This window comes from Pseudooctadecabacter jejudonensis (assembly GCF_900172275.1).
In the GTDB taxonomy this organism is placed as follows: domain Bacteria; phylum Pseudomonadota; class Alphaproteobacteria; order Rhodobacterales; family Rhodobacteraceae; genus Octadecabacter; species Octadecabacter jejudonensis.
This window is the reverse complement of sequence record NZ_FWFT01000004.1, coordinates 18,459-42,077: the sequence shown is the minus strand read 5'-3', so window position 1 is coordinate 42,077 and position 23,619 is coordinate 18,459. Positions and strand designations below refer to the sequence as shown.

Below are 23,619 nucleotides of genomic sequence, written 5' to 3'. Positions count from 1 at the left end.
GACAGGCGATGGTTTATTTCATCCTGAAACGGCTGGTGCAGTCCGTCTTTGTGATGCTGGCCGTCGCCTTTCTGGCGTTTTCCCTGTTTCGGTTTGTGGGCGATCCCATCAGCCAGATGACAGGGGTTGAAACCACCGTGGCCGACCAGGAACGGCTGCGGGAGGATCTGGGCCTGAACGATCCGTTTGTGGTGCAGTTCTACCGGTTCACCACGGACATGTTGCAAGGCGATTTCGGGTTTTCCTATCGCACGCGCCAGCCCGTGGCGGACATGATCGCGGACCGCATCCCTGCCACGCTGGAATTGGGGGTTGTGGCACTGATCATTTCGCTGATCGTGGGGATCCCGGCGGGGGTCTATACCGCGCTCAGGCCGAGGGGGGTTCTGACGCAAGGGATTTTGCTGACCACCTTGGTGGGCGTGTCGATCCCTACATTTGTCATTGGCATCATGTTGATCTTCATTTTCGGCGTACAGCTGGGCTGGCTGCCGACGTTCGGGCGCAATGGCACGGTGCAGATTGGCGGCTGGGAAAGTTCGCTGTTTACGGTGCAGGGTTGGCGGTCGCTGATCCTGCCGGCGGTGACCTTGGGTGTCTATCAGCTGACGTTGACCATGCGTCTGGTGCGGGCCGAGATGATGGAGGTCATGCGATCCGACTACATCCGGTTCGGCATGGCCCGCGGCGTGCCCATGGGGCGGCTGCATTATCGCCACGCGCTGGCCAACACGATGGTGCCGGTCATCACCATCATCGGGTTGCAATTCGGCGGCGTCATTGCCTTTTCCATCGTGACGGAGAGTGTGTTTCAGTGGCCCGGCATGGGGCTGCTGTTTCTGGAATCCATCCGCTTTGTCGATATTCCGGTGATGGGGGTTTATCTGGTCGTGATCGCGTTTTTCTTTGTGCTGGTGAACCTGATCGTGGACCTTTTGTATGTCGCCATTGATCCGCGCCTCAGGGTGAAGGATTTGTGATGCGCGATTGGTTGAAGAGATATGAGCCCGTGTGGCTGTTCGTGCATTCGCCCGCCGCGATTGTGGCGGCGGTGATCGCCATTGCGATCATCTTTGGCGCGGTTTTTGCGCCGTGGATTGCGCAGGTGGACCCCTATGATCTGTCGTCGTTCAGCCTGTTTGACGGGCTGCTGCCGCCCGTGTGGGAGGACGGCGCAAACCCCAAGTACCTGTTGGGGACGGACGATCAGGGCCGCGATATGATTTCGTCGATCCTTTATGGTGCGCGGCTGTCGCTGGTGATTGGGATTTCCGCGTTGACCATTGCCGCAGTGCTGGGCGTGGGGCTGGGGCTGGCCGCGGGGTTTTACGGCGGGCGGTTTGATGCGGTGGTGATGCGGATTGCCGATGTGCAGCTGGCGTTGCCTGCGATCCTGACGGCGCTGTTGATTGACGGGATCGCGCGCGGGGTGCTGCCTGCGTCCGTTCAGCAAGACGTGCGCGTTGCGGTGCTTACGCTGGCCATTGCACTGTCCTTGTGGGTGAACTTTGCGCGCACAGCGCGGGCGTCGACCTTTGTGCAGATGCAAAAGGAATACGTGCAGGCCGCGATCATGATGGGGCAGCGGCCCGTGCGCATCATGTTTGTGCATATTCTGCCCAATATCCTTGGGCCTTTGTTGGTGATCATGACGGTGGATCTGGCCAGTGCCATTTTGCTGGAGGCCACGTTGTCCTTCCTTGGCATTGGCCTTCCTGCGGACAGCCCCAGCCTCGGCACGCTGATCCGCATCGGGATGCAGTTTTTGCTGTCGGGCGAGTGGTGGATCCTGTGGATCCCGACCCTGTTTCTGGTGGCCCTGGTCGTGTCCATCAACATCCTTGGCGATTTCCTGCGCGACGTCTTTAACCCGAGGTTGCGGTAGATGTTGGTGATCAAGGATCTGGCAGTGAAGTTTCCATCGCGGTTTGGCGACGTCACCGCCATTGCCGACGTGGATATGGAAATCCGCCCCGGTGAGATCCACGGGCTGGTGGGCGAAAGCGGCGCGGGCAAATCCACCGTTGGCGCGGCTGTCATCGGGCTGTTGTCGCAGCCGGGCTATATTGCGGGGGGTGAGATTACGCTGGGCGAGACGGACCTGCGCGCGCTGAGCCCTGAGGCCGCGCATCGCATCCGGGGCGACCGGATTTCGATGATTTTTCAGGACCCGCAGACGTCGTTGAACCCCTTGATGACCATCGAAGATCAGCTGGTTGAGACCATTCAGGCCCACAGCGACGCGACCCACAGCCAAGCTGTGACCCGCGCCGTGGATCTGCTCGAAGAGATCGGGATCAAGAACGCGGCAAGCCGCATCAAGGCCTATCCGCACCAGTTTTCGGGCGGCATGCGTCAACGGGTGGTCATTGCGCTGGCGATTTGCACGGACCCTGAGTTGATTATCGCGGATGAACCGACGACGGCGCTGGATGTGGCGGTGCAATCCCAGGTGTTGGCGTTGATCCAACGGCTGGCGCGCGAGCGGCAGATTGCGTTCATGCTGATCACCCACGACATTGGCGTCATCGCGCAGGTGGCCGACCGCGTGACCGTGATGCGCAAGGGGCGCGTGATGGAAACCGGCGAGACGCAACAGGTGTTGGGCGCGCCGGACCATCCCTACACGCAAGCCCTGATGGATGCGGTGCCCCCGTTGGACGTCAAGATCGACCGCTTCCGCGTCCCCGAGGAGGCGCCCATCGCGGGGGAGGGGCCCACGGGCAATGTGGCAGAGGCGTGGTTGCTGGAGGGGCAGCGCAGTGAGATGCTGGGCTTGACCCTTGACCATCTGACGGTGCAGTTCGCCGCCCCGCGCACGTCGCTGTTTCGCACGCCCGCGCCTTATGTGGCGTTGGATGATGTGTCGCTGACGGTCCGGCCCGGCACGATCATGGGGCTTGTGGGCGAAAGCGGGTCCGGCAAATCGACACTGGCCAAGGCGATCACGGGGCTTGTCAGCCCCACGTCCGGCACCATGCAGTTGGGCGGGGATGACCTGCCTTATGGCAAAACGCGAGGCCGGCGGCATCCGTCACGTCAGCTGATCCAGATGGTGTTTCAAGACCCGTATTCGAGCCTGAATTCCCGCCACACCATCGCGGATATCCTGGAAGAGCCCTTGTGGTTTTACGGCTTTGTCAGCGACGCGAGAGAGCGGCGCAGGCTGGCGGCTGCGATGTTGGAGCTGGTGGGCATGGCGCCTGAGGCCATCGACAAATACCCCCATCAGTTTTCTGGCGGCCAGCGGCAACGGGTGGCTGTGGCGCGCGCGCTTTTGGCGCGGCCACGGTTTTTGATCTGCGATGAGCCGACCTCAGCACTGGATGTGTCCATTCAGGCCGAGATCCTGAATTTGTTGAAAGATCTGCAATCGACCTTCGGTTTGTCGGTGCTGTTTATCAGCCATAACCTGTCGGTGGTGCGCCAGATGGCCGACGATACGGCGGTGCTGCGGGCAGGCCGGATAGAGGAAGTCGGGCCGACCGAGGACCTGTATGAGGCCCCGCAGGCCGATTATACCAGAGAGCTGCTGGCGCTGACGCCGGTGATGCCCAAGGCGTGGCGCAGAGCGGGCTGATGCCGTTTTAACCAATTCTTCTTTTGGTTGAGTGTTGTTTGAAAGCCTCACAAGCTGACGTGAGGGTAATTTTCTTACCTGTCGGCGGGTTTTTGCCGCTATGGTCTATGACATACGCGCGGGAACGCGAAAATTATAGGTTGGGGTGAACCGTTGATTAAGTCCTTTATTCGTCGCGCGGAGCGCGCTGTTCGTCGTGGTGCGGGTATCGCTGCCATTGGTGTTTTGTCCGCGTTGGGTGCTTTGCCCGCGGGGCAAGTGAACGCTTTTGGGACGGGTGGGGATGTGGTCAGCGGCGCGAGCGTTCAACTGGCTGGAACCACGACAGCAACACCCAGCTGTTCTGTCTTTACCAATTTCACCCCGAGTATTGGCGTTGCCCAAATTCTCATCAACTCAAGAAGTGCCACATCCTCCATTTGGTTTTTTGACTCTATTACAGCCGTCACGCTCATAACCGAGCTCCAACTCAGTTTGGCTTGCCCTTTCACCGTCGTTCCAAATTCGCTGGTACCTATTGAGCCGTCGGCCGCAACTTTTGCTGACGAAATTGAGATGGGCATCACGTTCCGTGCAACTGAGGATGTCACCGGTGATGTGTATGATTATAAAATCGCATATATCGGGGCCACGAACACGAACTTGGAGAACACACGCACACTTGTCGTGCCCCCTGCACCGGTTGTGTCGTCTGTCGGCGCGATTTCTCCGGCGACGTATGGCGTGGGTACGACCATTTCCATTCCTGTGACATTCTCGACTGATATTGCCGTCACCGGGACGCCGCAGATGAGCATCACGGTGGGCGGTGCCCCTAGGGTGGCGCAGTTTGCATCTGTGCAGAGTGGAAATACGGCTGTTTTTACGTACACCGTCCAAGCCAATGACGCGGGCACGGTCGCTTTGGGGAATATCGTCAACGCGGGCGGGAGTTCGATTGTGGACGCATCCTCTGGCGCGCCTGTGGTTGACTTTACCCTCAACAGCGTGGCGTCGAGCCCGGGTGTGCTGGTGGATGGCGTCGCGCCTGAAATTTCGTCCATTACACCCCCGTCAATGGGCACGCGAGGCATTAATGCCGCACTCGACATCACGCTTAATTTCAGCGAGGCTGTGACCCCCTTTGGCCCAGGTCAACTGGTGGCGAGTGGAACCATTGACCTGCGCGTTGGTACGGCGCTTCGAGAGGCGACATATCTCAGCGGGGCAGGGACGACAGCGATTACCTATCGGTATACGGTGCAGTCGGGCGACGAGGATACGGACGGGATCGCCCTTGAGGGGACATCTGGATCCACGTTTCGCGATGTGGCCGTAAATGCGCGGACCAGTACGTCCGCCATTTCCGCCGTTTTTTCTGGTGTGAATGTGGACGGTGTTGCGCCAATGATCACAGGGTTTACTGTGCAAGAGGGCCTGTTCAAGCTTAATGACACGATCGAGATTTTCGTGGAGGTGGATGAAACCATCACAGACGGTGGCTTTCCAACGTCTGCGCGACCGACCCTTACCCTTGATATCGGCGGCACGACCACGACAGCATCATACAACCGCTTTACGGGCCCGTCGACACGGTTGCGGTTTTCAGCAACTGTCCCCTCAGGGGTCGTGGACGCAAACGGGATTGAAATCACAGCCATTGATCTGGATGGCGCCTTTCCGCAAGATGCGGTGAGCAACGTCGTTGCGCTGACACTCCCCGCGGTGACGACATTCCCAAAGACCACGGTCGATTCCGTGCGCCCAGATCTGTTGACTGTTGAGCGATTGGATCCGACGACTGTGGTGACCAACGCGGACACTTTGAAATGGAAGGCGACCTTTAGTGAACCTGTCACTGGGCTGGCCGCTGGTGCGTTTACAGTGACGGGGGCGTCGGGGGCCAATTTGGCTTATGAACAGACAGCCAATCCGGCGGTCTGGACGGTGACCGCGTCTGGGGCCGCTGTGGCAAGCGCGCAGGGCACGTTGATACTGCAGACCGCTCTGGGTTTTGCCCCGACCGATCTGGCCGGAAACAAGGCAGATACCCTTTTTGCCACGTTCGAACTCTACACCTTGGACAACACCGGCCCGTTCATGACGAACGTGGCGCGGCAGTCGCCATCACAGGCTACGACCAACGCCGACAGTCTGACATTCCGCGCGACGTTTGATGACGCGCTGGTGGGCGTGCAGGCGTCTGATTTCTTTGTCTTTGTGAACAATTTACCGGTGTCTGCGTCCAGCATCTCGATGGTGTCGTCCACCGTTTATGATGTGACCTTTACGGATGCCGCCCTGAAAGACGCCAGCGGTGACATCCGGCTGTCGATCAGCGCCACGCGCGGTGCGGCGGATGCGTTGGGCAATCTGCTGTCAACGGGCGGGCCATCTACGGCCAACAGCCAAGCCTTCACTTTGGATAACCGGGCGCCTGAACCGAAGTCGATTGCGCGGTTCTCGTCTGGCAGCGGGCTGACCAATGCCGATACCATCGATTTCCTCGTGACCTTTAGCGAGGACCTAACCAACCTCACTGCGAGCAATTTTGTGACCACGGGCGGCGCGGGGAGCGTCACATCGGTTGTCAGTTACGGCGGTGCCGACATATATGTCGTGACCGTTGGTGGAGCTGATCTTGTCGATCATGATGGGCGAATTGGCCTGGACCTTGCCGCGGCGCCCACCGCCAGAGATGTGGCGGGCAACTTCTTGCGCGCTGCGACCCGGTTTATCACCAAAGAGACCTACGAATTGCAAAACACAGGCCCGAGCCTGTCGGACATTTCGCGGTCGACGCCCGAGGACCAGTTGACCAACGCAAATTCAGTGGAATTTGAACTGTCGTTCAGCGGTGATGTGGACAACCCGCAGATCAGCGATTTCCAAGTTGTCGGTGGGGCGGGGGCGATCACCGCTGTGCGGCAATCTTCTGGAGACGTTTTTGTGACGGTTTCTGGCAACGGGCTGAACACGCACAATGGCAACGTCACTGTGGGCGTATCCCCCACAAACAATTTGAAGGACCTGTTGGGCAACCCCTTTGCGCAGGACGGATCGATTGATACCGAAAGCTATACGTTCGACAACACGGCGCCCCGTTTGCTGACGATTGCGCGGCAGTCGCCGACGCAAAGCACGGTCTCAGACGGGCCCGTGACGTTCCGCATGGCGTTCTCAGAGGCGCTGGCCAGCTTTGACGCGACAGATGTGGTCATCTTCGGGGGAGGGACCGTTGACGTTGCTGTGGCGGAGGTGAACAGCTCAACCTTCGACGTGACGGTGTCCGGTGCAAATCTTGACACGCTCAACGGCACTTTGTCGGCGTCGTTGAACTTGACCAACCTGTCCGATGTGGCCGGAAATGACATGGAATCGGTGGAGCCTACGTCGAGTAACGAAACGTATACGTTCGACAATGACGCGCCCATCCTGCTGTCGATCACGCGCGCAGACCCTCAGGACGAAGCGACAAATGCGACGACCCTGGCGTTCGACGCGGTGTTTAATGAGCCTCTGTCGCCGGTCTTTGGGGCATCTTCGTTCTCAAGCCCCGAAGTGCCTGATGCGACAGTGGTTGCCGCGGCGACCTCAAACCCCAATCGTTTGCGGGTGACCGTGTCGGGGGGCAGTCTGGCCACCTACAGTGGCTTTGTGTCGATCTCATTGAGCGCGCCCTATCTGATTTCGGATGTCACCGGCGACAATTTTGTCTTCAACACACAGCCCACCGGCCTTAATCAGTCCTTCCTGGTGGACCGAGGCACACCACGCGTTGCGTCGATTGTCAGAGCCATCCCAGAAGATGCGGTGACGAATGCGGACAGCCTGTCGTTCTTGGTCTCCACTACAGAAGCTGTGCGGAACCTTTCGACCAGCGATTTTGCCGTGAATGGCACGGCGGGCACTGTGACATCGGTGACGCCTGTTTCTTCCCGGATGGAAGGGTCTGTGCCTGAGGCGGCTATCGCTCCGGTGACGGCGCCTTGTGCAACAGCGCATGCGGATGTGGTGTGCGGAGGTCTCCCGATCGGCCTGCCATGCAGCGATATCTATGGTGGTCCCGGTCTTGGGCCATGCGGACCGGTCGGGCCTCCGACGGGCGGACCATTCCCGCCAATGGCCGTACCCGTGCTGAACTCGCGATTCATCGTGGTTGTGTCCGGCAATGGGTTGGACACGTTTGACGGGGTTGTCGGACTGAACGTCGCCAGCACGACAGGTGCCGTTGACGCCGCAGGCAACCTTTTGGCGACATCGGAACCTGAGACAGACGAGACCTATACGTTGGACAACACCGCACCCACGGTGACGTCCATTGCAAAGCTGTCGCCCACAAACAGCTTTACGAATGCGGACACGCTGACGTGGCAAGTGACCTTTTCCGAAGATCTCAAAGGGGTTGATGCCACGACCTTTGGCATCAATGGCGGGGCGACGGGAACGGCTGCGGTGACACCTGTGTCTGCACGCGTCTACAACGTGACGTTTTCTGGCGGAAACCTGGCCGACTTCAACGGCGTCGCGACGTTGCGAATTCTCGCAAATTGGACCGATCTTGCGGGCAATGGCCCAACAAATGTGTCCGCCACAGACCTGAACGAATCCTACACCCTCGACAACACGGCACCCCAGGCGCTGTCTATTTCGCGGTTGGCACCGGACAACGAAGTGACGAACGTCGACAGCCTTCTCTTCCAGGTGGTGTTCGACAGCCCCATGGGTGAAGTCACAGCCGCCGATTTCGCGGTAACTGGCGGAGCAGGGGCCGTGACGGGCGTGCGTTTTGGACCCTTGGGTTTGGGGAAGGCAGAAACAGCGGATCAGCCAACAGAGGCCGCTTTTGTGTCAGCCTTCGGGTACTTCGTCACCGTATCCGGGAACGGGCTGGCGGACCACAATGGCGTCATCGGCCTGACCGTGTCTGACACGGCGACAGCTGTCGACAATTCGGGAAATGTCGTCTCCAATGGGGCGCCTGCGACGAACCAGACCTACACGATGGACAACCTTGGCCCGTTGCCGTCCCTTTCGGCACCCGCTGGTCCATATGCGGGGGCCTTTACGCTGACCGTCACGTTCTCTGAACCGGTGGTTGGGTTTGAGGCATCGGACCTTGTGACGGATGCGGATGTCGGGACGCTGAACACGTCTGACAACACCACCTTTACGGTGGAGATTACCCCGACGGCTGATGGTGACGTGACCATTGCCTTGCCTGCGGGCGCAGTGACCGATGCCTTGGGCAATTCAAGCCGCGCGGCCACAAGTCTTGAAGAGACAGCCGATGTGACACAGCCAAGCGTGGTCATCACGACGCCGGATCTGGGCGGCGCGTTGACCAACGCAGCCTTTGGCATTCTCGTGACGTTCAGTGAGGATGTGACCGACTTCACCGCAGCGGACATCACCGTCCAAAACGGTGCGGCCAGCGAATTTATCGCCATCAGCGGATCCGTCTATGGGGCGCTGATCACCCCAGATGGCGCGGGCGAAGTCAGCGTATCCATCGCCGCAGGTGCGGCCACGGATGCGGTGGGCTTGCTGTCGACAGCGTCCAACACGGTGACGGTGACGAATGATGTGTCCCCGCCCACGGCGGTGATTACGGTGCCGGATGGCCCGTTGGGCTCTGAGTTCGACATCACAATCACCTTCTCGGAGGCTGTGGACGGTCTGGACATCAGTGACATTGTCATTCCCGGTGCGGTCATCGGCACGCCTGTTACGGAAGACGGTGGTGTCACATGGACGGTGCCTATCGCGATCCGCAGCTCAGGGTCTTTGGACATCACATTGACCAATGGTGCTGTGACCGATTTGGCGGGCAACGGCAGCTCGACGTCCACCACGATCAGCGTCGTGATTGATGCGGATGCGCCGGTTGTGACCATGAATGCTGCTGATGATGTCGTCACGCAGGCCTTTACCCTGAACATTGCAGCAAGCGAGGCGATCGAGGGGCTGACCCTTGAGGATCTGACCGTGACGAACGGGTCGGTGTCCAATCTGGCAGGCAGCGGGGCCAGCTATACGGTGCAGGTTGATCCTGTGATCGGCGCTGTGGTGCGCGTGGAACTTCCAGCAGGCGCGGTTGCGGATGCGGCGGGCAACGTCACAGCTGCGGCCACGGTGTTTGAGGTTCAGGCGGGCAGCCCCGAGGTTGCTTTGGCCGAACGCGAGGATGAGGTCATCGACGTGGTCCAACAGGAGGCATTGCGCCGTCTGGACAACGAAATGGCCGCCAATGCGGGCATGATGAACAGTGCCCGTGGGCGGTTCATGTCGGGCGAACAGGTCGATGTCTCCCAGGACGTGCCCTTTGATGTGACCGGCACGGCCGAGCTGTCATTGCAGGCGTTTTCGACCAGTGGCACGTTCTATGGCCAGCGCATGCTGGACAGTGGCATGCTGCGGATCGCGCAAGGGCAGTTCAACATCGTCGCGGATGATACGGGCAGCACCAACATGCAGGTGTCGGGCCGTGTGACCCTTGAAAAGGATCTGTCTGAGACCTCTCGTTTGGGCTATTTCTACGGTGGCAGCCTGAATGTGGGCGACATTGATGGCACCTTTGAGGGCAGCAGCAGCAGCGCGGGCCTTGTTGCGGGTGTCTATGGTCTGACGCAGCTGTCGGCTACGGTGTTTGCAGACGCCTATGGCGGTGTCGGCTACACGTGGACAGACATCGAGTTTGCAGACGATGTTCTGGCCCTCGATGGGGACTATGGGGCGTTCTCGTACTACGCGGGGGCCTCGGTTACGGGCAGCTATATGATGGAGTCGGGGATCGAATTCCGCCCCAACGCATCGCTGGATTATGGCCGCACCGAATTGGGTCTGATCGGGTTCCAGGCGGATGCTTTCGGCCTGTCCTCATCCGTCGAACAAGAGTTCGGGGCGGTGTCTATCCTTGAGCTGAGCTTGACGCCGGAAGTGTTGATCCCGCTGGAGACAGGCGGTGCCTTGAACACCTTGTCTATCGCACCCAGCCTTGTGTGTCGTTACACGGATGCCCGTGTTGACAGTGAAAACTGTGGGGGCGGGCTGGCCGTCGGGCTGGATGGTGTGTCGGACGACGGTTTGTCACGTTACGGCATCTCGCTTGACGTGCAACGCACAGGCGACACCGAACGTCGTAGCGCCGAGGTCTACTATGAGCTTGAGTTCTAGGACCGCCTTGTCGGATTACGTGATCCGTTAACATGTGTTCATAAAGATTAACGCCGCCGTCCCATCTGGGGTGGCGGCGTTTTGCTGTCGGGTGCACCCCTTGCCCGTGACCTTCGACAAGCTACCTGAAAACCGATATGTCATATGACATAGCAATTTGCGCGGTAATGAAAATTTAAAGTGTTTTTTGCAGAAGCGTGGGGAAACCAGATCAGTTTTTCTGCGTTTGAAACGAAATGTGTGGGAGGCATTATGACAATCCGATTGTTGCGTACATTCATTGCCGTTGCAGATGAGGGCACGTTCAGCGCTGCCGCGAAGACCATCAACGTCACCCACGCGGCGGTCAGCCAACAAATGCAAACGCTCGAAGCGGATTTGGATCTGACCCTTTTTGACCGATCACGGCGCAGTCCCGTTTTGACACCTGTGGCGCGGGCACTGGTTGAAAAAGCGCGGGTCATTGTCTCTGATTATGACAATCTTGTGCCGTCGGTTCTGGGGGACGGTGGTGTCAAAGGGACGATATCCTTGGGCGCGTTGCGCACCACGCTTACGGGGTTGACCCCTCAGGCGCTGGCGGTCTTCAAGACCAAGTACCCCGATGTCCGCTTGCGCATCAAACCGGGCCTGACGGGCGCATTGATGACCGAGGTGGAACGCGGCACGCTGGACGGTGCAATCGTGACCAAACCGGCATTGATGCCGCTTGGCGTCACCTTTCGCCCTTTGGCCACGGAAGCCATGCAGTTGATCACATCGCGACAGGAAACCGAACGCGACCCGATCAATCTGTTGAAGTCACGCCCCTACATTCGGTTCAACCGCCACGCCGTTGTGGGCACATTGATCGACAACTGGATATTGGAACGCCAGATCAAAGTGGCTGAGACGATGGAACTCGACAGTCCTGAGGCGATTGCCAGCATGGTGCAGGCCAATCTGGGCGTGTCCGTCGTGCCGGCCCCGGCTGTCCGCCCCGTGGGGGCCCCCATGGTGCGCGAAATCAGCCTCGGAGAGGGCGCGCCGCACCGCATCGTTGGCTTCGTCTACCGCGATGGCAATCTGAAAATGACCGCAATGAACGAAGTCTTTGCGGCCCTTCAACAGGTGGTGATTGGCGATCAGATGACCTCATCACTGCGGTCGTCGGTCTCGCCGTAGCGTTTCAGGGTCGCGGGCCGTGTGCCTTCGTAAGCCTGCGCGATGTTTTCTGCGATCTTTGCGTTCTCGCGTTCGAACAGACAGTTGCCCTGCAGATCCGAGGCGACGATGAACGGCCCCATCTTATTGCATTTGAGGACCCACATGGCCTGCGCCAAGCCCAGTTCCTCGTTCCAATGGACAGCCTCGACGCGCTCAACGCCGCGGCCCAACAAGGCGCCCGTGCCATAGCCCACGGTGGTCAGGTAAATCGCCCCATTGGGCACGAAATAGTCGCGGTAGTCTTTTGACGTCATCCCGCCTTTGCCGACGATCAACTTTGCGCCGGTTTTGGCCATCCATTCAGGCAACCACTTGGCAAACCGGAACGAGGCTGTGGCCGTCACAGCCCCCATGTCGTAACTGCCATCTTCGCGGATGGCCGCGGCGGGGGAGCAGTGGAAATTCGCCGCCGACTGGCTGGGCAATTCCATCGGTATGTTGGCCTTGTCCTCCAGCGCACGCATGTAGACGCCTTCGCGTGCGGTGTACATCAGGCCGTCCAGATAGACGATGTCGCCCAGTCGCAGATCTGCGATGGCCTCTGGGGTGGGGGTGGTGGACAGGCGGACTTCGCGGATGCTCATTCTGCGGCCTCCTGGTGCGCGGGCCAGTCGACGGTCTCGCGCCGCTGGTAGGGCGTAAACCAGTCGGGATCGGTGCGGTGTTCCACGCGGCCATCGGCATGAATGCGCGCCACAGCACGGCGCGACGACAGACAAAACGCATGGACCGACATGGGCATTCCGCCCGTGTGGCAATAGCCCACCTCAATATTGCAATCGATCACCATGTTCTTGCCCACAAACCCCATGGCCCCCATGCCGATGGAATTGCCCAGCTCTTTGAATTCGTCCTCCATCTGAGCAATTTTCGGGTCGGAATTGCGGCTGCCCACAATTCGCAAGGTCGACGCGCGCTTGCCCAGCGTCATGCAGATGTCTTTGCTGCCGCCCAATCCAATCCCGATGATCGCGGGCTGACAGGCCAGCCCGCGTTTGCCAAAGGCCATCAGGCTATCAAGATAGAACCGCTTGATCCCCTCAATCCCATCCGAAGGGAACAACATGCGGTAATCTGTGCCAAACAGCCCGCCCTTGTGAACGGTGATCAGATCAATCCAGGCGCCGCCATACTCAGGCGTGGCCGGCTCAAAGCCGTATTCGATCTCCGGCGCGCCGATGCCAACATTGTTGTCATGGTCCGTGCGCCACAAGGGATGCACCCGATTGGGCCTGAGCGGCACGCTGTTGGTGGCCTCAGCCGTGGCGCGGCGCAAGGCGGCCTCAAGCGCGACCATCCCGCCCTCCACCTGTGCCTCATTGCCCAGTTTCACAAACCAACGCGGCACGCCGGTGTCTCCACACATGGCCCGGCGGTCTTCTTTGGCGGCCTCATAATTCTCAAGCATCGCGCGCAACACGAAAGACGACAAATCACCGTCCTCGGTCTCCGCGGCCCGCTGCAAACCGTCCAGATAATCCTGCGGGATTTCAATTGCTGCCTTGTCCATCAAGACGCGCGCCGTGGATTGAATAAGCTCAGCAGGGATCATACGGGGCCTCCTTCATCTGGCCAGAAAAACTCCGGGGGGAGCGCGCAAGCGCGGGGGGCAGCGCCCCCAGCCACCGCGACGACGCAGTCGGCGCAATCCCTCATGGGACGGCCACCAGTGTTTCAGGGGCACCGTCGGGCAACACAGTCTCGCCCGGTTTCACAATGGTAAATTCAACCGGCGCGCGGGTCACCGACACGGTATCGCCCTGCATCTGCGCAACCGTGAAATCGCTGTTCTCCAGCCCGCCGTCGGTCGGATAATCCTCACGGAAATGGGCGCCGCGGGAATTTTCGCGGGCCAGCCCTGCACGGGTGATCACCTGCGACACATCGCATAGTGACCGCAAGTTCAACCAGTCATGCCATGTCAGATTGAACGCCAGAGCGCCGTCATCCACGCCGATGTCCATCAACGCATCCGACACCTGCGCAATGCCGGTCAGCCCCCGTTCCATTCCGGCCTTCGTGCGCATCACGCCCACCTCATCCCACATGACGTCTTGCAGCTCTTTGCGCAGGGGCTGGATCAGGTCCGGTTTGCGGGTCAGCGGATGCAGGGCGCGGGCCACTTCGGCGGCCAGTACCTCTTCGTCGGGATCGCGAAGGGCCATGCGCGCCACATCGCGGCCCATGGTGTCCCCTGCGATGCCACCAAAGACGGTTGAATTGGCCACGCCATTGCCGCCCAGACGGTTGGATCCATGGGCCCCTCCGGCGTCTTCGCCCGCCACATAAAGGCCCTCCATTGCGGTGCGGGTGTCGACGTCAACCACCACGCCGCCCATGAAATAATGCGCCGTCGGCACGACCTCGACCTGACCTGCGGCCAGATCAAACCCGCTGTCCGCACAGCGTTTGACCATGCCTTTGAACTTCTTTGCGACCCACTCGGGCCCCAGATGCGACATGGAGATAAACACGCCTTCCTGTTCAGGATCATTCGCCTTGCGCATCTCCGCATAGATGCCACGGCTGACCACATCGCGGGTCGCCCGCTCTCCCTTCTGGTCATAGTCAAACATGAACCGCTGGCCCGCGTGGTTGATCAGCTGCCCGCCTGCGCCGCGCAACCCTTCCTCCAGCACCGTGCCGGTCATCCGTGTGTGATCGCCCGCCAAAAGGCCCGTGGGGTGAAATTGCACCATTTCCATATCGCGCAACTGCAGCCCCGCGCGCAGCGCCATGGCGAGGCCGTCCATCGTCTTGTCCCCCGATGGCGTGTGGTATTTGTACATGGTCGGCCCGCCGCCCGTGGCCATCAGGACGGTCTTGGCGCGCACCAGTCGAAATGTGCCCGTGCGCATGTCGATCATGAGAACACCCGCCAGCGCGCTGCCATCGCGGGTGGGGATCAGGCCGATGGCGCGGTGCTCTTGCAGTTTCTCGACGCCGCTCGCCAACACCTTTTCCATCAGACGGTTGATGATCTCGATGCCCGTTAGATCGCCTTTGTGGACGGTGCGGTCGGCGGTTTGTCCGGCGAAGGCCTTTTGATGCAGCGTGCCGTCTGGATTGCGGTCAAAAAAGCAGCCGACCTCGTTTTCAAGCTCACGGATGCGGACAACGGCCTCTTCGCACAGCCGCCAGGCCATGTCCTGGTTGGGCAACCATTTGCCCCCCTGGATTGTGTCCATGAAATGCCGTTCCACCGTGTCGCCGCCGCCCAAGGCGACGTTGTAGCCGCCCTGAACCATGCGCGTGCAGCCGCATTTGCCAATCAGGCCCTTGACGGCGATGGTGATGCGCGTGCCGTCGGGCGCGGTTTGCTGGGCGTGAAGGGCGGCAAAGAGGCCCGCGCCACCGGTGCCGAGGATCAGGATGTCCGTGTCGTGGCGGTCAATCTGGGGCATGTCACAGGGCCTGCAGGAAAAAGAGGGTGGCGATCAGAAAGGACAGCGCGCTTGCCATCGCGGCGAGGGTTTTCTGGGGCGCGGTCCACGGCAAAAACTCCATCGCCATGACGCGCAGGCCGCCGAACATGTGAACGGCCAGCAAAAAGACGAGGCCGTATTCCGCCAGCTTGACCACCGTTTGATCTGTCAGCGCCAGAAACCCGTCGAGGCGGGCAGGGTCCGTCAGCGCCAGTGACAGCACCCAGAAGTGGAGCGGTAAAAACAGGGCAAGCGCAAGGCCAGACAGCCGGTGCAGGACATGGGCCAGCCAAAGGGGATGGGCGCGGTTGATCACAGCCTTCATGTCAGGCCCCCGAATGTCACAGCCCAGACGGCCCGCGCACCAAGGGCGAAAAGGCCAAGGCCGATGAGCCACATCGCCCCCTCAAGGACACGCCCGCGGACCCCGCCCCATTCCGCCAGAATGGCGCGGACCCCGATGGCGCCGTGCACTGCAACGGCCACCACGAACAGCCCGTAAAAGACGAACCACAGCACGGACCCTTGTGTTCGGCCCAGAATTTCCGCAGCCGACAGCCCGCCTTGCACAGCATATATCATCACCGCCAGATGCCCCAGCACCAGCGGCGCCATAAGAAGCGCGGTGATCCGTTGCAGCATATAAAGACGCAACGTCAGCATCAGCGGCCTCGTTTCCAGACCGTCTTGGCGGTTTCACGTTTCAACCCTGCGATGGCCGTCATGGGGTCAAGGTCATTGGGGCAAAGGTGCGTGCACGATCCCATGGAGTGGCAGTTGTGGCAGCCGCCAACGCCGGACACAGCATCCAGGATCGCCACGCGGCCTTCGTCTTTGGCGTCGTTCAGCAGGGTCCATGCCCGCTGCAACGCCGCGGGGCCAAGATAGGCGTCATTGCCGGTGACCGTGTCGCAGGCCGCATAACAGACCGAACAGTTGATGCATTCAATGCCAGCATTGGCAGTCACGCGGGCCGCGCTGGACTCATCGATGTCTGCGATGGGATCGTTGCGGGTCAGCGCGCCGTGATGCACGCCCTCGGCGGCGACCCATTTGTCGAAAAACGGGTCCATGTCCACCGCGAGATCCTTGATGATGGGCAGGTTGCGCAAAGGCCCGATGGTGACGGCGTTGCCCTCCAACACCTTGGAGATATGCGTCCGGCAGGTCCAGCGCGGCACGCCGTTGACCATCATTGCGCAGGATCCGCACATGCCCACGCGGCAGGCAAACCGATAGCTGAGCGTGGGATCGGCGTTCTGTTGAACCCATGAGACGACATCCAGAACCGTCTGGTTGTCATGGGCCGGCACCTTGAACGTGGTTTGGCCGCCTGCTGAACGTTCAATGGTCACGGCAAGGGTGGACATGGACATGGGTGTGGACCTGATCAAAGACGGGTCTTTATAAATCGAAAGATAAACTTACAAAATAGAAGATTTTATTGAATAATTTGTAAGGCATGCTTTCTAAAGGTGTGCAGGAGAGGACGTATTGACTGCCACACGCGACTGGACTGGTAAACAGCGGCCTAACCCCGAGAAAGAAGGGGAATTTGCCTGCGTGATCTGGTCGCAACCTCCTTTCCAAGGGTGGGTTGGACGCCATATGGAAAGGCAACAGAGATTCTTTCCAAAGGTTTGATATGCTCGACACCCTACTTTTGTCCCGCATCCAGTTTGCGGCCAACATTTCGTTTCACATTTTGTTCCCAACGATCACGATCGCCTTGGGCTGGGTGCTTTTGTATTTTCGCATTCGTTACAACCGCAGCGGCGATGACCGCTGGATGGAGGCGTATGGCTTCTGGGTGAAGATTTTTGCGCTGTCCTTCGCGATGGGGGTGGTGTCCGGCATCACGATGTCATTCCAGTTCGGGACCAACTGGCCCGGATTTATGGAAATCGTGGGCAATATCGCAGGGCCCTTGTTGGCCTATGAGATCATGACCGCGTTCTTCCTTGAGGCGGTGTTTCTTGGCATCATGCTGTTCGGCTTTAGCCGCGTGCCGCGCTGGCTGCATACGGGTGCGACATTCCTGGTGGCGTTCGGTACAACGATGTCGACCTTCTGGATCATCGTGTTGAATTCGTGGATGCACACGCCCCAAGGCTTTGAAATGATTGACGGTGTGGCCCATGCGACCGATTGGTCTGCCATCATCTTTAACCCGTCCATGCCGTACCGGTTCTTCCATATGATGCTGGCCAGCTTCTTGACTGTCAGCTTCTTGATCGCAGGCGTCAGCGCCTTCCGCTATCTGATTGGGGGGCGGACGCGCGGCGTGCGGGTGGCGCTTCGGACGTCTGTTTTCATGGCAGCCTTGCTGATCCCTGTTCAGATTTTTGTGGGCGACCTGCACGGCCTGAACACCAAAGAATATCAACCCGCCAAGGTCGCGGCGATGGAGGGTGTGTGGGAAACCCAGAACGGCGCACCGCTGTTGCTGTTTGCACTGCCTGACGAAGAGGCGCGTGAGAACAACTTTGAAATCGGTATCCCCAAATTGGCGTCCCTCATCCTGACCCACGATTGGAACGGTGAGGTGAAAGGCCTGAATGAATTTGTGGCCGAAGACGGCACGGCATTGCACCCGCGTGTGGCCCCTGTGTTCTGGTCCTTCCGGGTCATGGTGGGCACAGGTGTCTTGATGTTGCTGGTCAGTTGGGCCGCCGTTGTGCTGATGATGCGCAAACGGGCCGATGGGCAGGGCCGTCGCGGCGTAGATGGTTTGCCAAAGCTGTTTTTGTTCGGCCTTGTCGGCATGACGTTCAGCGGCTGGCTTGCCACACTTGCGGGATGGTACACGACCGAAATCGGGCGTCAGCCGTGGTTGGTCCAAGGTGTCATGACCACCAAAGAGGCCGTGGCAGATGTGCCGCCCACCATGGTGCTGTCGTCGCTGATCGCCTATCTGACGGTCTATGCCATCCTTCTTGGCGCCTACATCGGCGTGATCTTCTATCTGGCCCGTCGGGCCTCGCGTGGGCAATCAATTGAACCGCGCGTCCCTCAATCCGAAGACGCGCAAGTGCGCGCCGTTCCTGCGGAGTAAACCACTGATGTATACGTTTGGGGATCCGGCTGAGTGGCTGCCGTTTGTCTTTGCCGGGCTGATGGGCTTGTCGATTCTGGTCTATGTGGTTCTGGACGGGTTTGACCTTGGCGTGGGGGTATTGTTCCCTCTTGCCAACGAAGACGAAAAGGACGCGATGATCGCATCGATTGGTCCGTTCTGGGACGCAAATGAGACGTGGTTGGTGCTGGCTGTCGGGCTGTTGCTGGTCGCATTTCCCACAGCACATGGTGAGATTTTGACGGCCCTTTATGGCCCCGTTGTGATCATGTTGATCGGCCTGATCCTGCGCGGCGTTGCATTTGAATTCCGCGTGAAGGCCCCTGCCGCCTACAAACGACTGTGGAACAATGCGTTCTTTGTGGGATCTTTGATGACCTCATTGAGCCAGGGTTTCATGCTGGGCATGTATGTGATGGGCCTCGACTACACATGGGGCCATGTGGCGTTCGGGGTGTTGACGGCGGTCTTCCTGACGGTCGGCTACAGTTTCATCGGGGCGACATGGATGATCCACAAAAACAGTGACGTCCTGCAGGCCAAGGCCATTTCTTGGGCGCGGGGCGGTATCTGGGGCCTGATCCTCGGGATTGCTGCTGTGTCACTGGCCACCCCTTTTGTCAGCGATCGGATTTTCGACAAGTGGTTCTCGTTTCCGCAGATGTTGTATTTGCTGCCGTTGCCGATCTTGTCGGGCGCTTTGATCTTGTGGCTTTGGGGGATGTTGCGCCAGATGCCTTTCAAGAACGACCGGTTGAACTGGTTGCCATTTGTGGCCGCAACCTTGCTGTTCACGCTGGCCTATGGGGGCATGGCCTACAGCTTTTACCCCTATGTGGTGCCCGAAAAGATCACCATTTATGAGGCGGCTTCGGCACCGGAATCGCTGTTTATTATCCTTGTTGGCACCCTTTTCGTGCTGCCTGCAATCGTCGGCTACACCTTGCTGTCGTATTGGATTTTCCGCGGCAAAGCGCGAGAGTTGCGCTACGATTGATCGGGTCGCCCCGTATCCTCGTCAATGAGGATGCGGGAGGCCTCGCCTTCGGGATCGTCGTATTGATCAGTCGTCAGGGTCCACGCAAAGGCCACCACGCCAAGGGTGCCCAGCAGCAGCGACACGGGGATCAGGAAGACAAGGACGTTCATGGTTTTACTCCGATGCGCATCGCGTTGAGAAGGACTGTGATCGACGACAACGACATCGCAAGCGCGGCCATCAATGGTGTGGCAAACCCCGCGATTGCAATGGGAACGGCAACCGCGTTGTAGGCCAGCGCGATGGCAAAGTTCTGCCGCGACAGGCGCACGGTTTGGCGGGCGGTCGCAAACAGGGCGGGGACCTGCGCCATGCTGTCAGACACGACGACAACATCGGCCGCGTTGCGCGCGGCATCCAGGGCTGAGCCCGGCGCGATGGAGGCATGGGCCCGCGTCAGCGCGATGGTGTCGTTGATGCCGTCCCCGATCATGCAAGGCGTGGCGCCTGCGTCCGCCAACGCGCCGACGCGCGCGTTTTTGTCCTCGGGGCTCATGTGACCGGCGAAGCGGTCAATGCCCAATCGGTCGGCCAAACTTCGGGTTTTGGCGTCTGTATCGCCCGACATGATGTCCAGTGTCAGGCCTGCGCTCTGTAGTCCTGCGATCATGGCGGGAACACCGTCGCGGGTCGCCTCACTGTAAGTGAGGGGGATCGTGACGGGGCCGATTTTCAGGGTCAGACCCTGGCGCGCTTCGCCGTCACGCCCTCCAAGCCAGCTGGCCTGACCCAAGGCAACGTCTGTGTCCGTCCACACAGCGCGGACGCCTTTGCCTTTGTGTTCTTCGATTTGGGTCAGCGGTGCTGGAACACTCTCTTGCAAATGACGGCCCAAGGCGCGGGCAAGGGGGTGGGCGCTGTGATCGGCCAGCGCTTTGGCGATGCTGCACTGAGAGGGGCTGAGGCTGCCCAGATCAAAGGTGAAATTCGGCGTGGTTAATGTGCCGGTTTTGTCCAACAGCACGGTCTGCACCTCGGCCAGCCGTTCAAGGGCGGTGCCGGATTTGACCAAAAACCCCAGTTTATAAAGCTTTGATATCGCGGCGGTGGACACGGCGGGCACGGCCAGACCCAGCGCACAGGGGCAGGTGATGATCAGAACGGCAATCGCCACGTTGACCGCATGGCGGATGTCACCGTCCACCAAGACCCAGCCAAGGAACGTCACCAAGGCCAGCACATGCACAGCGGGCGCGTAGATTTGCGCGGCGCGGTCCGCGAGCGACGTGTAGCGGTTGCGGGCGTTTTCTGCGGTGTCCACCAGCCGCGCGATTTGATGCAGCCGCGTGTCCGTGCCCACGGCGGTGGCAGTCAGATGCAGCGGCGCGCCGAGGTTCACCTCACCTGCATGCAAGGTCGCGCCACGGGTGTGGGGGATGGGGTCACTTTCGCCCGTCAGGAACGCGCGGTCGGTGTCCGCATGGGCGGAGGTCAGCGTGCCATCAACCGGCACACGCATGCCCGTGGGCACGACGATCGCGTCGCCGATGGAGAGCGCCGAGATGGGCACCACCTCACTGCCATGGGCGGTTTGGCGGGTGGCCTGATGGACCTCAAGCGCAGTGAGTTCTTTGGCCGCCGAGCGTGCCGCCGACCGCGTGCGGTGTTCCAGATACCGCCCGATCAGCAAAAAGAACGTCAGCGACAGGGCCGCATCGAAATAGGCATGCGCCCCGCCGTGCAGCGTTTCATACAAAGACATGGCCGCCGCCAGCACGATCGCCAATGAGATCGGTACATCCATGTTCAAGCGCCCGACCTTTAGGGCGCGCGCGGCGTTGCGGAAAAACGGCTGCGCGGCATAGGCCACACAAGGGATCGCGATGGCCGCCGAAATCAGGTGAAACAGATCGCGCGTGGCCCCCACGGCGCCGGACCAGACAGCGACGGACAGCAACATCACGTTCATCATGGCAAAGCCGGACAGCCCCATGCGCATCAGAAGATCACGCCCGGCCTGATCGCCGTCCTCACCAAGCGCGGCCGCATCGAGGGGGTAGGCGTCATAGCCGATGGACGCCAAGGCCTGCGTGATGTCGGATGTGGGCAGATCGGTGCGGACCTCGACCCGTTTCAGGCTGAGGTTGACGCGGGCTGTCATCACGTCCGGCAGGGCGTTCAGGTGGCTTTCAATGGCCGAAATACAGGCGGCACAGCGCAGGGCGGGCACGGACAGCTGCACGGCATCGGGCATTTGCGCCAATTCAATCGCCGCAGGGGCCGCGACGCAGGCGGGGCAGGCGGCGGTCATGGTGCCGCGTCCACAATAATGCGCTGTTGAAAGTGCGTGCCGTCGGCGGCGCGCGCAGCCAATCGCAGGTTCCAGTTGCCTGCGCCGCCCGCAACGGGCGCGGTAAAGACGCCGTTTTCATAGGTAAAGTCAGGCGTTTGATCTGCGCTGATAGATGTGGCGCGCCCAAAGGTGGCGGCGGTGATCTGGGGCCGGACAGGGTCGCCGTTTTGCGTGATGGTCAGTGTCAGGGTGTCGCCGTGCAACCTGGCCGCTACATCCCAGCCAAGGGCGGTCTGGGCCGCGCGATTGGCGTCAAAATGCTGGCTTGCGACATAGGAATTGCGCACCTCAAGCCCCGGAAACGTCCGCACTGCAGAAAACGCCAACGTCATGTTCACCGCGATGATCGTGCCAAAGCCAAGGCCGAAGATTGCGGCCACGTGTTTTCCTGAAAGTTCGGTCATGGGCGGGATCCTGTTCCGTTGAAGTGGGTGTTCACATGGGCGCGGTCGCCGGCGATGTTGTCTTGGACCCAAAAGCGCAGCGGGGTCTGGTTGCCCGTTGCCACATCCGATGTGGCGGGTGCGGTCACGTAGGCGCGCACGCGCAGTGTTTCGTTGGCGGGCACGGTGACGGCGCGGTAGGGCGTGCCCTCCAGCGTCACATGCATCGCCAGATCACCCGCCACGTCGAGGGCAAACAGCCGGTCTTCCCCGTGTTTGTTGCGCAGGCGGACCTCATAGGCGTTGCGCACGGACCCGTCGGACAGGGTCACGAAGGTGGGGTTGCGCACGGCGGCGACCGTCATCTCGATCTCTGGCCGGATGAACAGGGCATAGACCATGGCCAACCCGAACAGGGCCCAGATCGCGGTATAGATGACGATGCGCGGACGAAAGATGTGGGCCAGCGCAGGGCGCGGGGCCTCACCGGCCTGTTCGCGTGGAGCATCGGAGAGGGCCAGATAATCCACAAGGCCACGGTCGCGGCCAAGTTTGTCCATGACCTCATCGCAGGCGTCGATGCACAGCGCGCAGGTGATGCATTCCATCTGTTGGCCGTCGCGGATGTCGATGCCCATGGGGCAGACGTTGACGCAGGCCATGCAATCGACGCAGTCACCGGCGGTGGCGTCGCGGGCTTTGCCGCGCGGCTCCCCACGCCAGTCGCGGTAGCCGACGGTCAGGGTTTCGTTGTCCATCATAGCACCTTGGATGCGCGGCCAGGGGCACATGTAGATGCAGACCTGTTCGCGCAGAATGCCGCCAAAGACAAAGGTGGTGGCTGTCAGAATCGCCACAGTCATCCAGGCCACGGCAGGGGCCGTCAACGTCAGGAACTGGCCCAGCAGGGTGGGCGCGTCGGCAAAGTAGAACACCCAAGCCCCGCCCGTTGCCACGCCAATCAGTGCCCAGACTGTCCATTTCGTCACGCGCAGCCGTGCCTTGCGGACGGACCATGGCGCGCGGTGCAGTTTGACGCGGGCATTGCGGTCGCCCTCAATCCAGCGTTCCACGAGGATGAATAAGTCCGTCCAGACCGTTTGCGGGCACGAATAGCCGCACCAGACCCGACCCAAGGCGGAGGTGAACAAAAACAGCCCCAGCCCCGCCATGATCAAGAGGCCTGCCACGAAGTAGAATTCGTGGGGCCAGATTTCGATCCAGAAGAAATAGAACCGCCGGCCCGCCAGATCGACCAGAACTGCCTGATCCGGCAGGTTGGGGCCGCGATCCCAGCGGATCCACGGGGTCAGGTAGTAGATCCCCAACGTGATGGCCATGACGGCCCATTTGAACGACCGGAACCAGCCGCGCACACGGCGTGGAAAGACCGGTTCGTGGGCCGCATAAAGAGAGGGGGTGGGTGTGGACATGAAAAGGGCACCTTGAGGAAGTTGTCCCT

Annotated in this window: 17 protein-coding genes; 7 read left to right on the top strand and 10 right to left on the bottom strand. The window is 60.3% G+C overall.

Features of this window, described 5'->3' with window-relative positions; genetic code table 11:
- Nucleotides 1–8 precede the first annotated feature (8 nt).
- The 5 genes from PSJ8397_RS12325 (at nucleotide 9) to PSJ8397_RS12305 (ending at nucleotide 11,899) form a co-directional block, all read left to right on the top strand.
- On the top strand, nucleotides 9–980 hold the full coding sequence (locus PSJ8397_RS12325; protein ID WP_085864929.1) for an ABC transporter permease: 972 nt from the start codon (nucleotides 9–11) through the stop codon (nucleotides 978–980).
- Nucleotides 980–1,885, top strand: coding sequence for an ABC transporter permease (locus PSJ8397_RS12320; RefSeq protein WP_085864928.1), 906 nt, complete (start codon nucleotides 980–982; stop codon nucleotides 1,883–1,885). The genes PSJ8397_RS12325 and PSJ8397_RS12320 overlap by 1 nt, the downstream gene beginning before the upstream one ends.
- The gene (locus tag PSJ8397_RS12315; RefSeq protein WP_085864927.1) at nucleotides 1,886–3,580 is read left to right on the top strand and encodes a dipeptide ABC transporter ATP-binding protein; all 1,695 of its coding nucleotides are present in this window, start codon (nucleotides 1,886–1,888) and stop codon (nucleotides 3,578–3,580) included. It begins immediately after the preceding gene.
- 555 nt (nucleotides 3,581–4,135) lie between these two features.
- Nucleotides 4,136–10,735: an Ig-like domain-containing protein gene (locus tag PSJ8397_RS12310; protein ID WP_085864926.1), complete on the top strand. Its 6,600-nt coding sequence runs from the start codon at nucleotides 4,136–4,138 to the stop codon at nucleotides 10,733–10,735.
- Between the two features lie 252 nt (nucleotides 10,736–10,987).
- The gene (locus tag PSJ8397_RS12305; protein WP_085865129.1) at nucleotides 10,988–11,899 is read left to right on the top strand and encodes a LysR family transcriptional regulator; all 912 of its coding nucleotides are present in this window, start codon (nucleotides 10,988–10,990) and stop codon (nucleotides 11,897–11,899) included.
- On the opposite strand, the gene PSJ8397_RS12300 is transcribed toward PSJ8397_RS12305, so the two are convergent.
- The 6 genes from PSJ8397_RS12300 to PSJ8397_RS12275 form a co-directional block, all read right to left on the bottom strand.
- Entirely contained in the window at nucleotides 11,860–12,525 is a 666-nt protein-coding gene (locus tag PSJ8397_RS12300) for a fumarate hydratase C-terminal domain-containing protein (RefSeq protein ID WP_085864925.1), read from the bottom strand. The two genes, PSJ8397_RS12305 and PSJ8397_RS12300, sit on opposite strands and share 40 nt — an antisense overlap.
- The gene (locus PSJ8397_RS12295) at nucleotides 12,522–13,493 is read right to left on the bottom strand and encodes a fumarate hydratase (protein WP_085864924.1); all 972 of its coding nucleotides are present in this window, start codon (nucleotides 13,491–13,493) and stop codon (nucleotides 12,522–12,524) included. The genes PSJ8397_RS12300 and PSJ8397_RS12295 overlap by 4 nt, the downstream gene beginning before the upstream one ends.
- 100 nt (nucleotides 13,494–13,593) lie before the next feature.
- Nucleotides 13,594–15,345 (bottom strand): L-aspartate oxidase, encoded by a 1,752-nt coding sequence (locus PSJ8397_RS12290; protein WP_085864923.1) that lies wholly within the window; start codon nucleotides 15,343–15,345, stop codon nucleotides 13,594–13,596.
- A 1-nt stretch (nucleotide 15,346) separates the two neighbouring features.
- Nucleotides 15,347–15,691, bottom strand: coding sequence for a succinate dehydrogenase, cytochrome b556 subunit (gene sdhC, locus PSJ8397_RS12285; RefSeq protein WP_085864922.1), 345 nt, complete (start codon nucleotides 15,689–15,691; stop codon nucleotides 15,347–15,349).
- Nucleotides 15,688–16,029, bottom strand: a complete 342-nt coding sequence (locus PSJ8397_RS12280; RefSeq protein ID WP_085864921.1) for a succinate dehydrogenase — start codon at nucleotides 16,027–16,029, stop codon at nucleotides 15,688–15,690. Before PSJ8397_RS12280 ends, sdhC begins: the two co-directional genes overlap by 4 nt.
- A complete protein-coding gene (locus PSJ8397_RS12275) occupies nucleotides 16,029–16,742 on the bottom strand; it encodes a succinate dehydrogenase/fumarate reductase iron-sulfur subunit (protein ID WP_085864920.1) in 714 nt (237 codons plus the stop codon). The genes PSJ8397_RS12280 and PSJ8397_RS12275 overlap by 1 nt, the downstream gene beginning before the upstream one ends.
- Nucleotides 16,743–17,011: 269 nt before the next feature.
- Here PSJ8397_RS12275 and PSJ8397_RS12270 point away from each other — a divergent pair, with 269 nt between their 5' ends.
- The gene (locus PSJ8397_RS12270; RefSeq protein ID WP_085864919.1) at nucleotides 17,012–18,421 is read left to right on the top strand and encodes a cytochrome ubiquinol oxidase subunit I; all 1,410 of its coding nucleotides are present in this window, start codon (nucleotides 17,012–17,014) and stop codon (nucleotides 18,419–18,421) included.
- Between the two features lie 7 nt (nucleotides 18,422–18,428).
- Nucleotides 18,429–19,439: a cytochrome d ubiquinol oxidase subunit II gene (locus PSJ8397_RS12265; RefSeq protein WP_085864918.1), complete on the top strand. Its 1,011-nt coding sequence runs from the start codon at nucleotides 18,429–18,431 to the stop codon at nucleotides 19,437–19,439.
- On the opposite strand, the gene ccoS is transcribed toward PSJ8397_RS12265, so the two are convergent.
- Genes ccoS through ccoG form a run of 4 tightly spaced genes read right to left on the bottom strand, consistent with a single transcriptional unit; the run spans nucleotide 19,430 to nucleotide 23,590 of the window.
- Nucleotides 19,430–19,591, bottom strand: coding sequence for a cbb3-type cytochrome oxidase assembly protein CcoS (gene ccoS, locus PSJ8397_RS12260; protein WP_085864917.1), 162 nt, complete (start codon nucleotides 19,589–19,591; stop codon nucleotides 19,430–19,432). The genes PSJ8397_RS12265 and ccoS overlap by 10 nt on opposite strands.
- Nucleotides 19,588–21,732 (bottom strand): heavy metal translocating P-type ATPase, encoded by a 2,145-nt coding sequence (locus PSJ8397_RS12255; RefSeq protein ID WP_085864916.1) that lies wholly within the window; start codon nucleotides 21,730–21,732, stop codon nucleotides 19,588–19,590. The genes ccoS and PSJ8397_RS12255 overlap by 4 nt, the downstream gene beginning before the upstream one ends.
- Complete coding sequence (locus PSJ8397_RS12250) at nucleotides 21,729–22,178, bottom strand: FixH family protein (RefSeq protein ID WP_085864915.1); 450 nt, start codon at nucleotides 22,176–22,178, stop codon at nucleotides 21,729–21,731. The genes PSJ8397_RS12255 and PSJ8397_RS12250 overlap by 4 nt, the downstream gene beginning before the upstream one ends.
- On the bottom strand, nucleotides 22,175–23,590 hold the full coding sequence (gene ccoG / locus PSJ8397_RS12245) for a cytochrome c oxidase accessory protein CcoG (protein ID WP_085864914.1): 1,416 nt from the start codon (nucleotides 23,588–23,590) through the stop codon (nucleotides 22,175–22,177). The genes PSJ8397_RS12250 and ccoG overlap by 4 nt, the downstream gene beginning before the upstream one ends.
- Nucleotides 23,591–23,619 lie beyond the last annotated feature (29 nt).

What these genes read in the sequence shown, in the direction of transcription:
- PSJ8397_RS12305 (WP_085865129.1), top strand. Translation starts at nt 10,988, where the DNA reads ATGACAATCCGATTGTTGCGTACATTCATTGCCGTTGCAGATGAGGGC.
- PSJ8397_RS12265 (WP_085864918.1), top strand. Translation starts at nt 18,429, where the DNA reads ATGTATACGTTTGGGGATCCGGCTGAGTGGCTGCCGTTTGTCTTTGCC.
- ccoG (WP_085864914.1), bottom strand. Translation starts at nt 23,590, where the DNA reads ATGTCCACACCCACCCCCTCTCTTTATGCGGCCCACGAACCGGTCTTT.
- sdhC (WP_085864922.1), bottom strand. Translation starts at nt 15,691, where the DNA reads ATGAAGGCTGTGATCAACCGCGCCCATCCCCTTTGGCTGGCCCATGTC.
- PSJ8397_RS12325 (WP_085864929.1), top strand. Translation starts at nt 9, where the DNA reads ATGGTTTATTTCATCCTGAAACGGCTGGTGCAGTCCGTCTTTGTGATG.
- PSJ8397_RS12250 (WP_085864915.1), bottom strand. Translation starts at nt 22,178, where the DNA reads ATGACCGAACTTTCAGGAAAACACGTGGCCGCAATCTTCGGCCTTGGC.
- PSJ8397_RS12290 (WP_085864923.1), bottom strand. Translation starts at nt 15,345, where the DNA reads ATGCCCCAGATTGACCGCCACGACACGGACATCCTGATCCTCGGCACC.
- PSJ8397_RS12280 (WP_085864921.1), bottom strand. Translation starts at nt 16,029, where the DNA reads ATGCTGACGTTGCGTCTTTATATGCTGCAACGGATCACCGCGCTTCTT.
- PSJ8397_RS12255 (WP_085864916.1), bottom strand. Translation starts at nt 21,732, where the DNA reads ATGACCGCCGCCTGCCCCGCCTGCGTCGCGGCCCCTGCGGCGATTGAA.
- ccoS (WP_085864917.1), bottom strand. Translation starts at nt 19,591, where the DNA reads ATGAACGTCCTTGTCTTCCTGATCCCCGTGTCGCTGCTGCTGGGCACC.
- PSJ8397_RS12270 (WP_085864919.1), top strand. Translation starts at nt 17,012, where the DNA reads ATGCTCGACACCCTACTTTTGTCCCGCATCCAGTTTGCGGCCAACATT.
- PSJ8397_RS12275 (WP_085864920.1), bottom strand. Translation starts at nt 16,742, where the DNA reads ATGTCCATGTCCACCCTTGCCGTGACCATTGAACGTTCAGCAGGCGGC.
- PSJ8397_RS12315 (WP_085864927.1), top strand. Translation starts at nt 1,886, where the DNA reads ATGTTGGTGATCAAGGATCTGGCAGTGAAGTTTCCATCGCGGTTTGGC.
- PSJ8397_RS12295 (WP_085864924.1), bottom strand. Translation starts at nt 13,493, where the DNA reads ATGATCCCTGCTGAGCTTATTCAATCCACGGCGCGCGTCTTGATGGAC.
- PSJ8397_RS12320 (WP_085864928.1), top strand. Translation starts at nt 980, where the DNA reads ATGCGCGATTGGTTGAAGAGATATGAGCCCGTGTGGCTGTTCGTGCAT.
- PSJ8397_RS12310 (WP_085864926.1), top strand. Translation starts at nt 4,136, where the DNA reads ATGGGCATCACGTTCCGTGCAACTGAGGATGTCACCGGTGATGTGTAT.
- PSJ8397_RS12300 (WP_085864925.1), bottom strand. Translation starts at nt 12,525, where the DNA reads ATGAGCATCCGCGAAGTCCGCCTGTCCACCACCCCCACCCCAGAGGCC.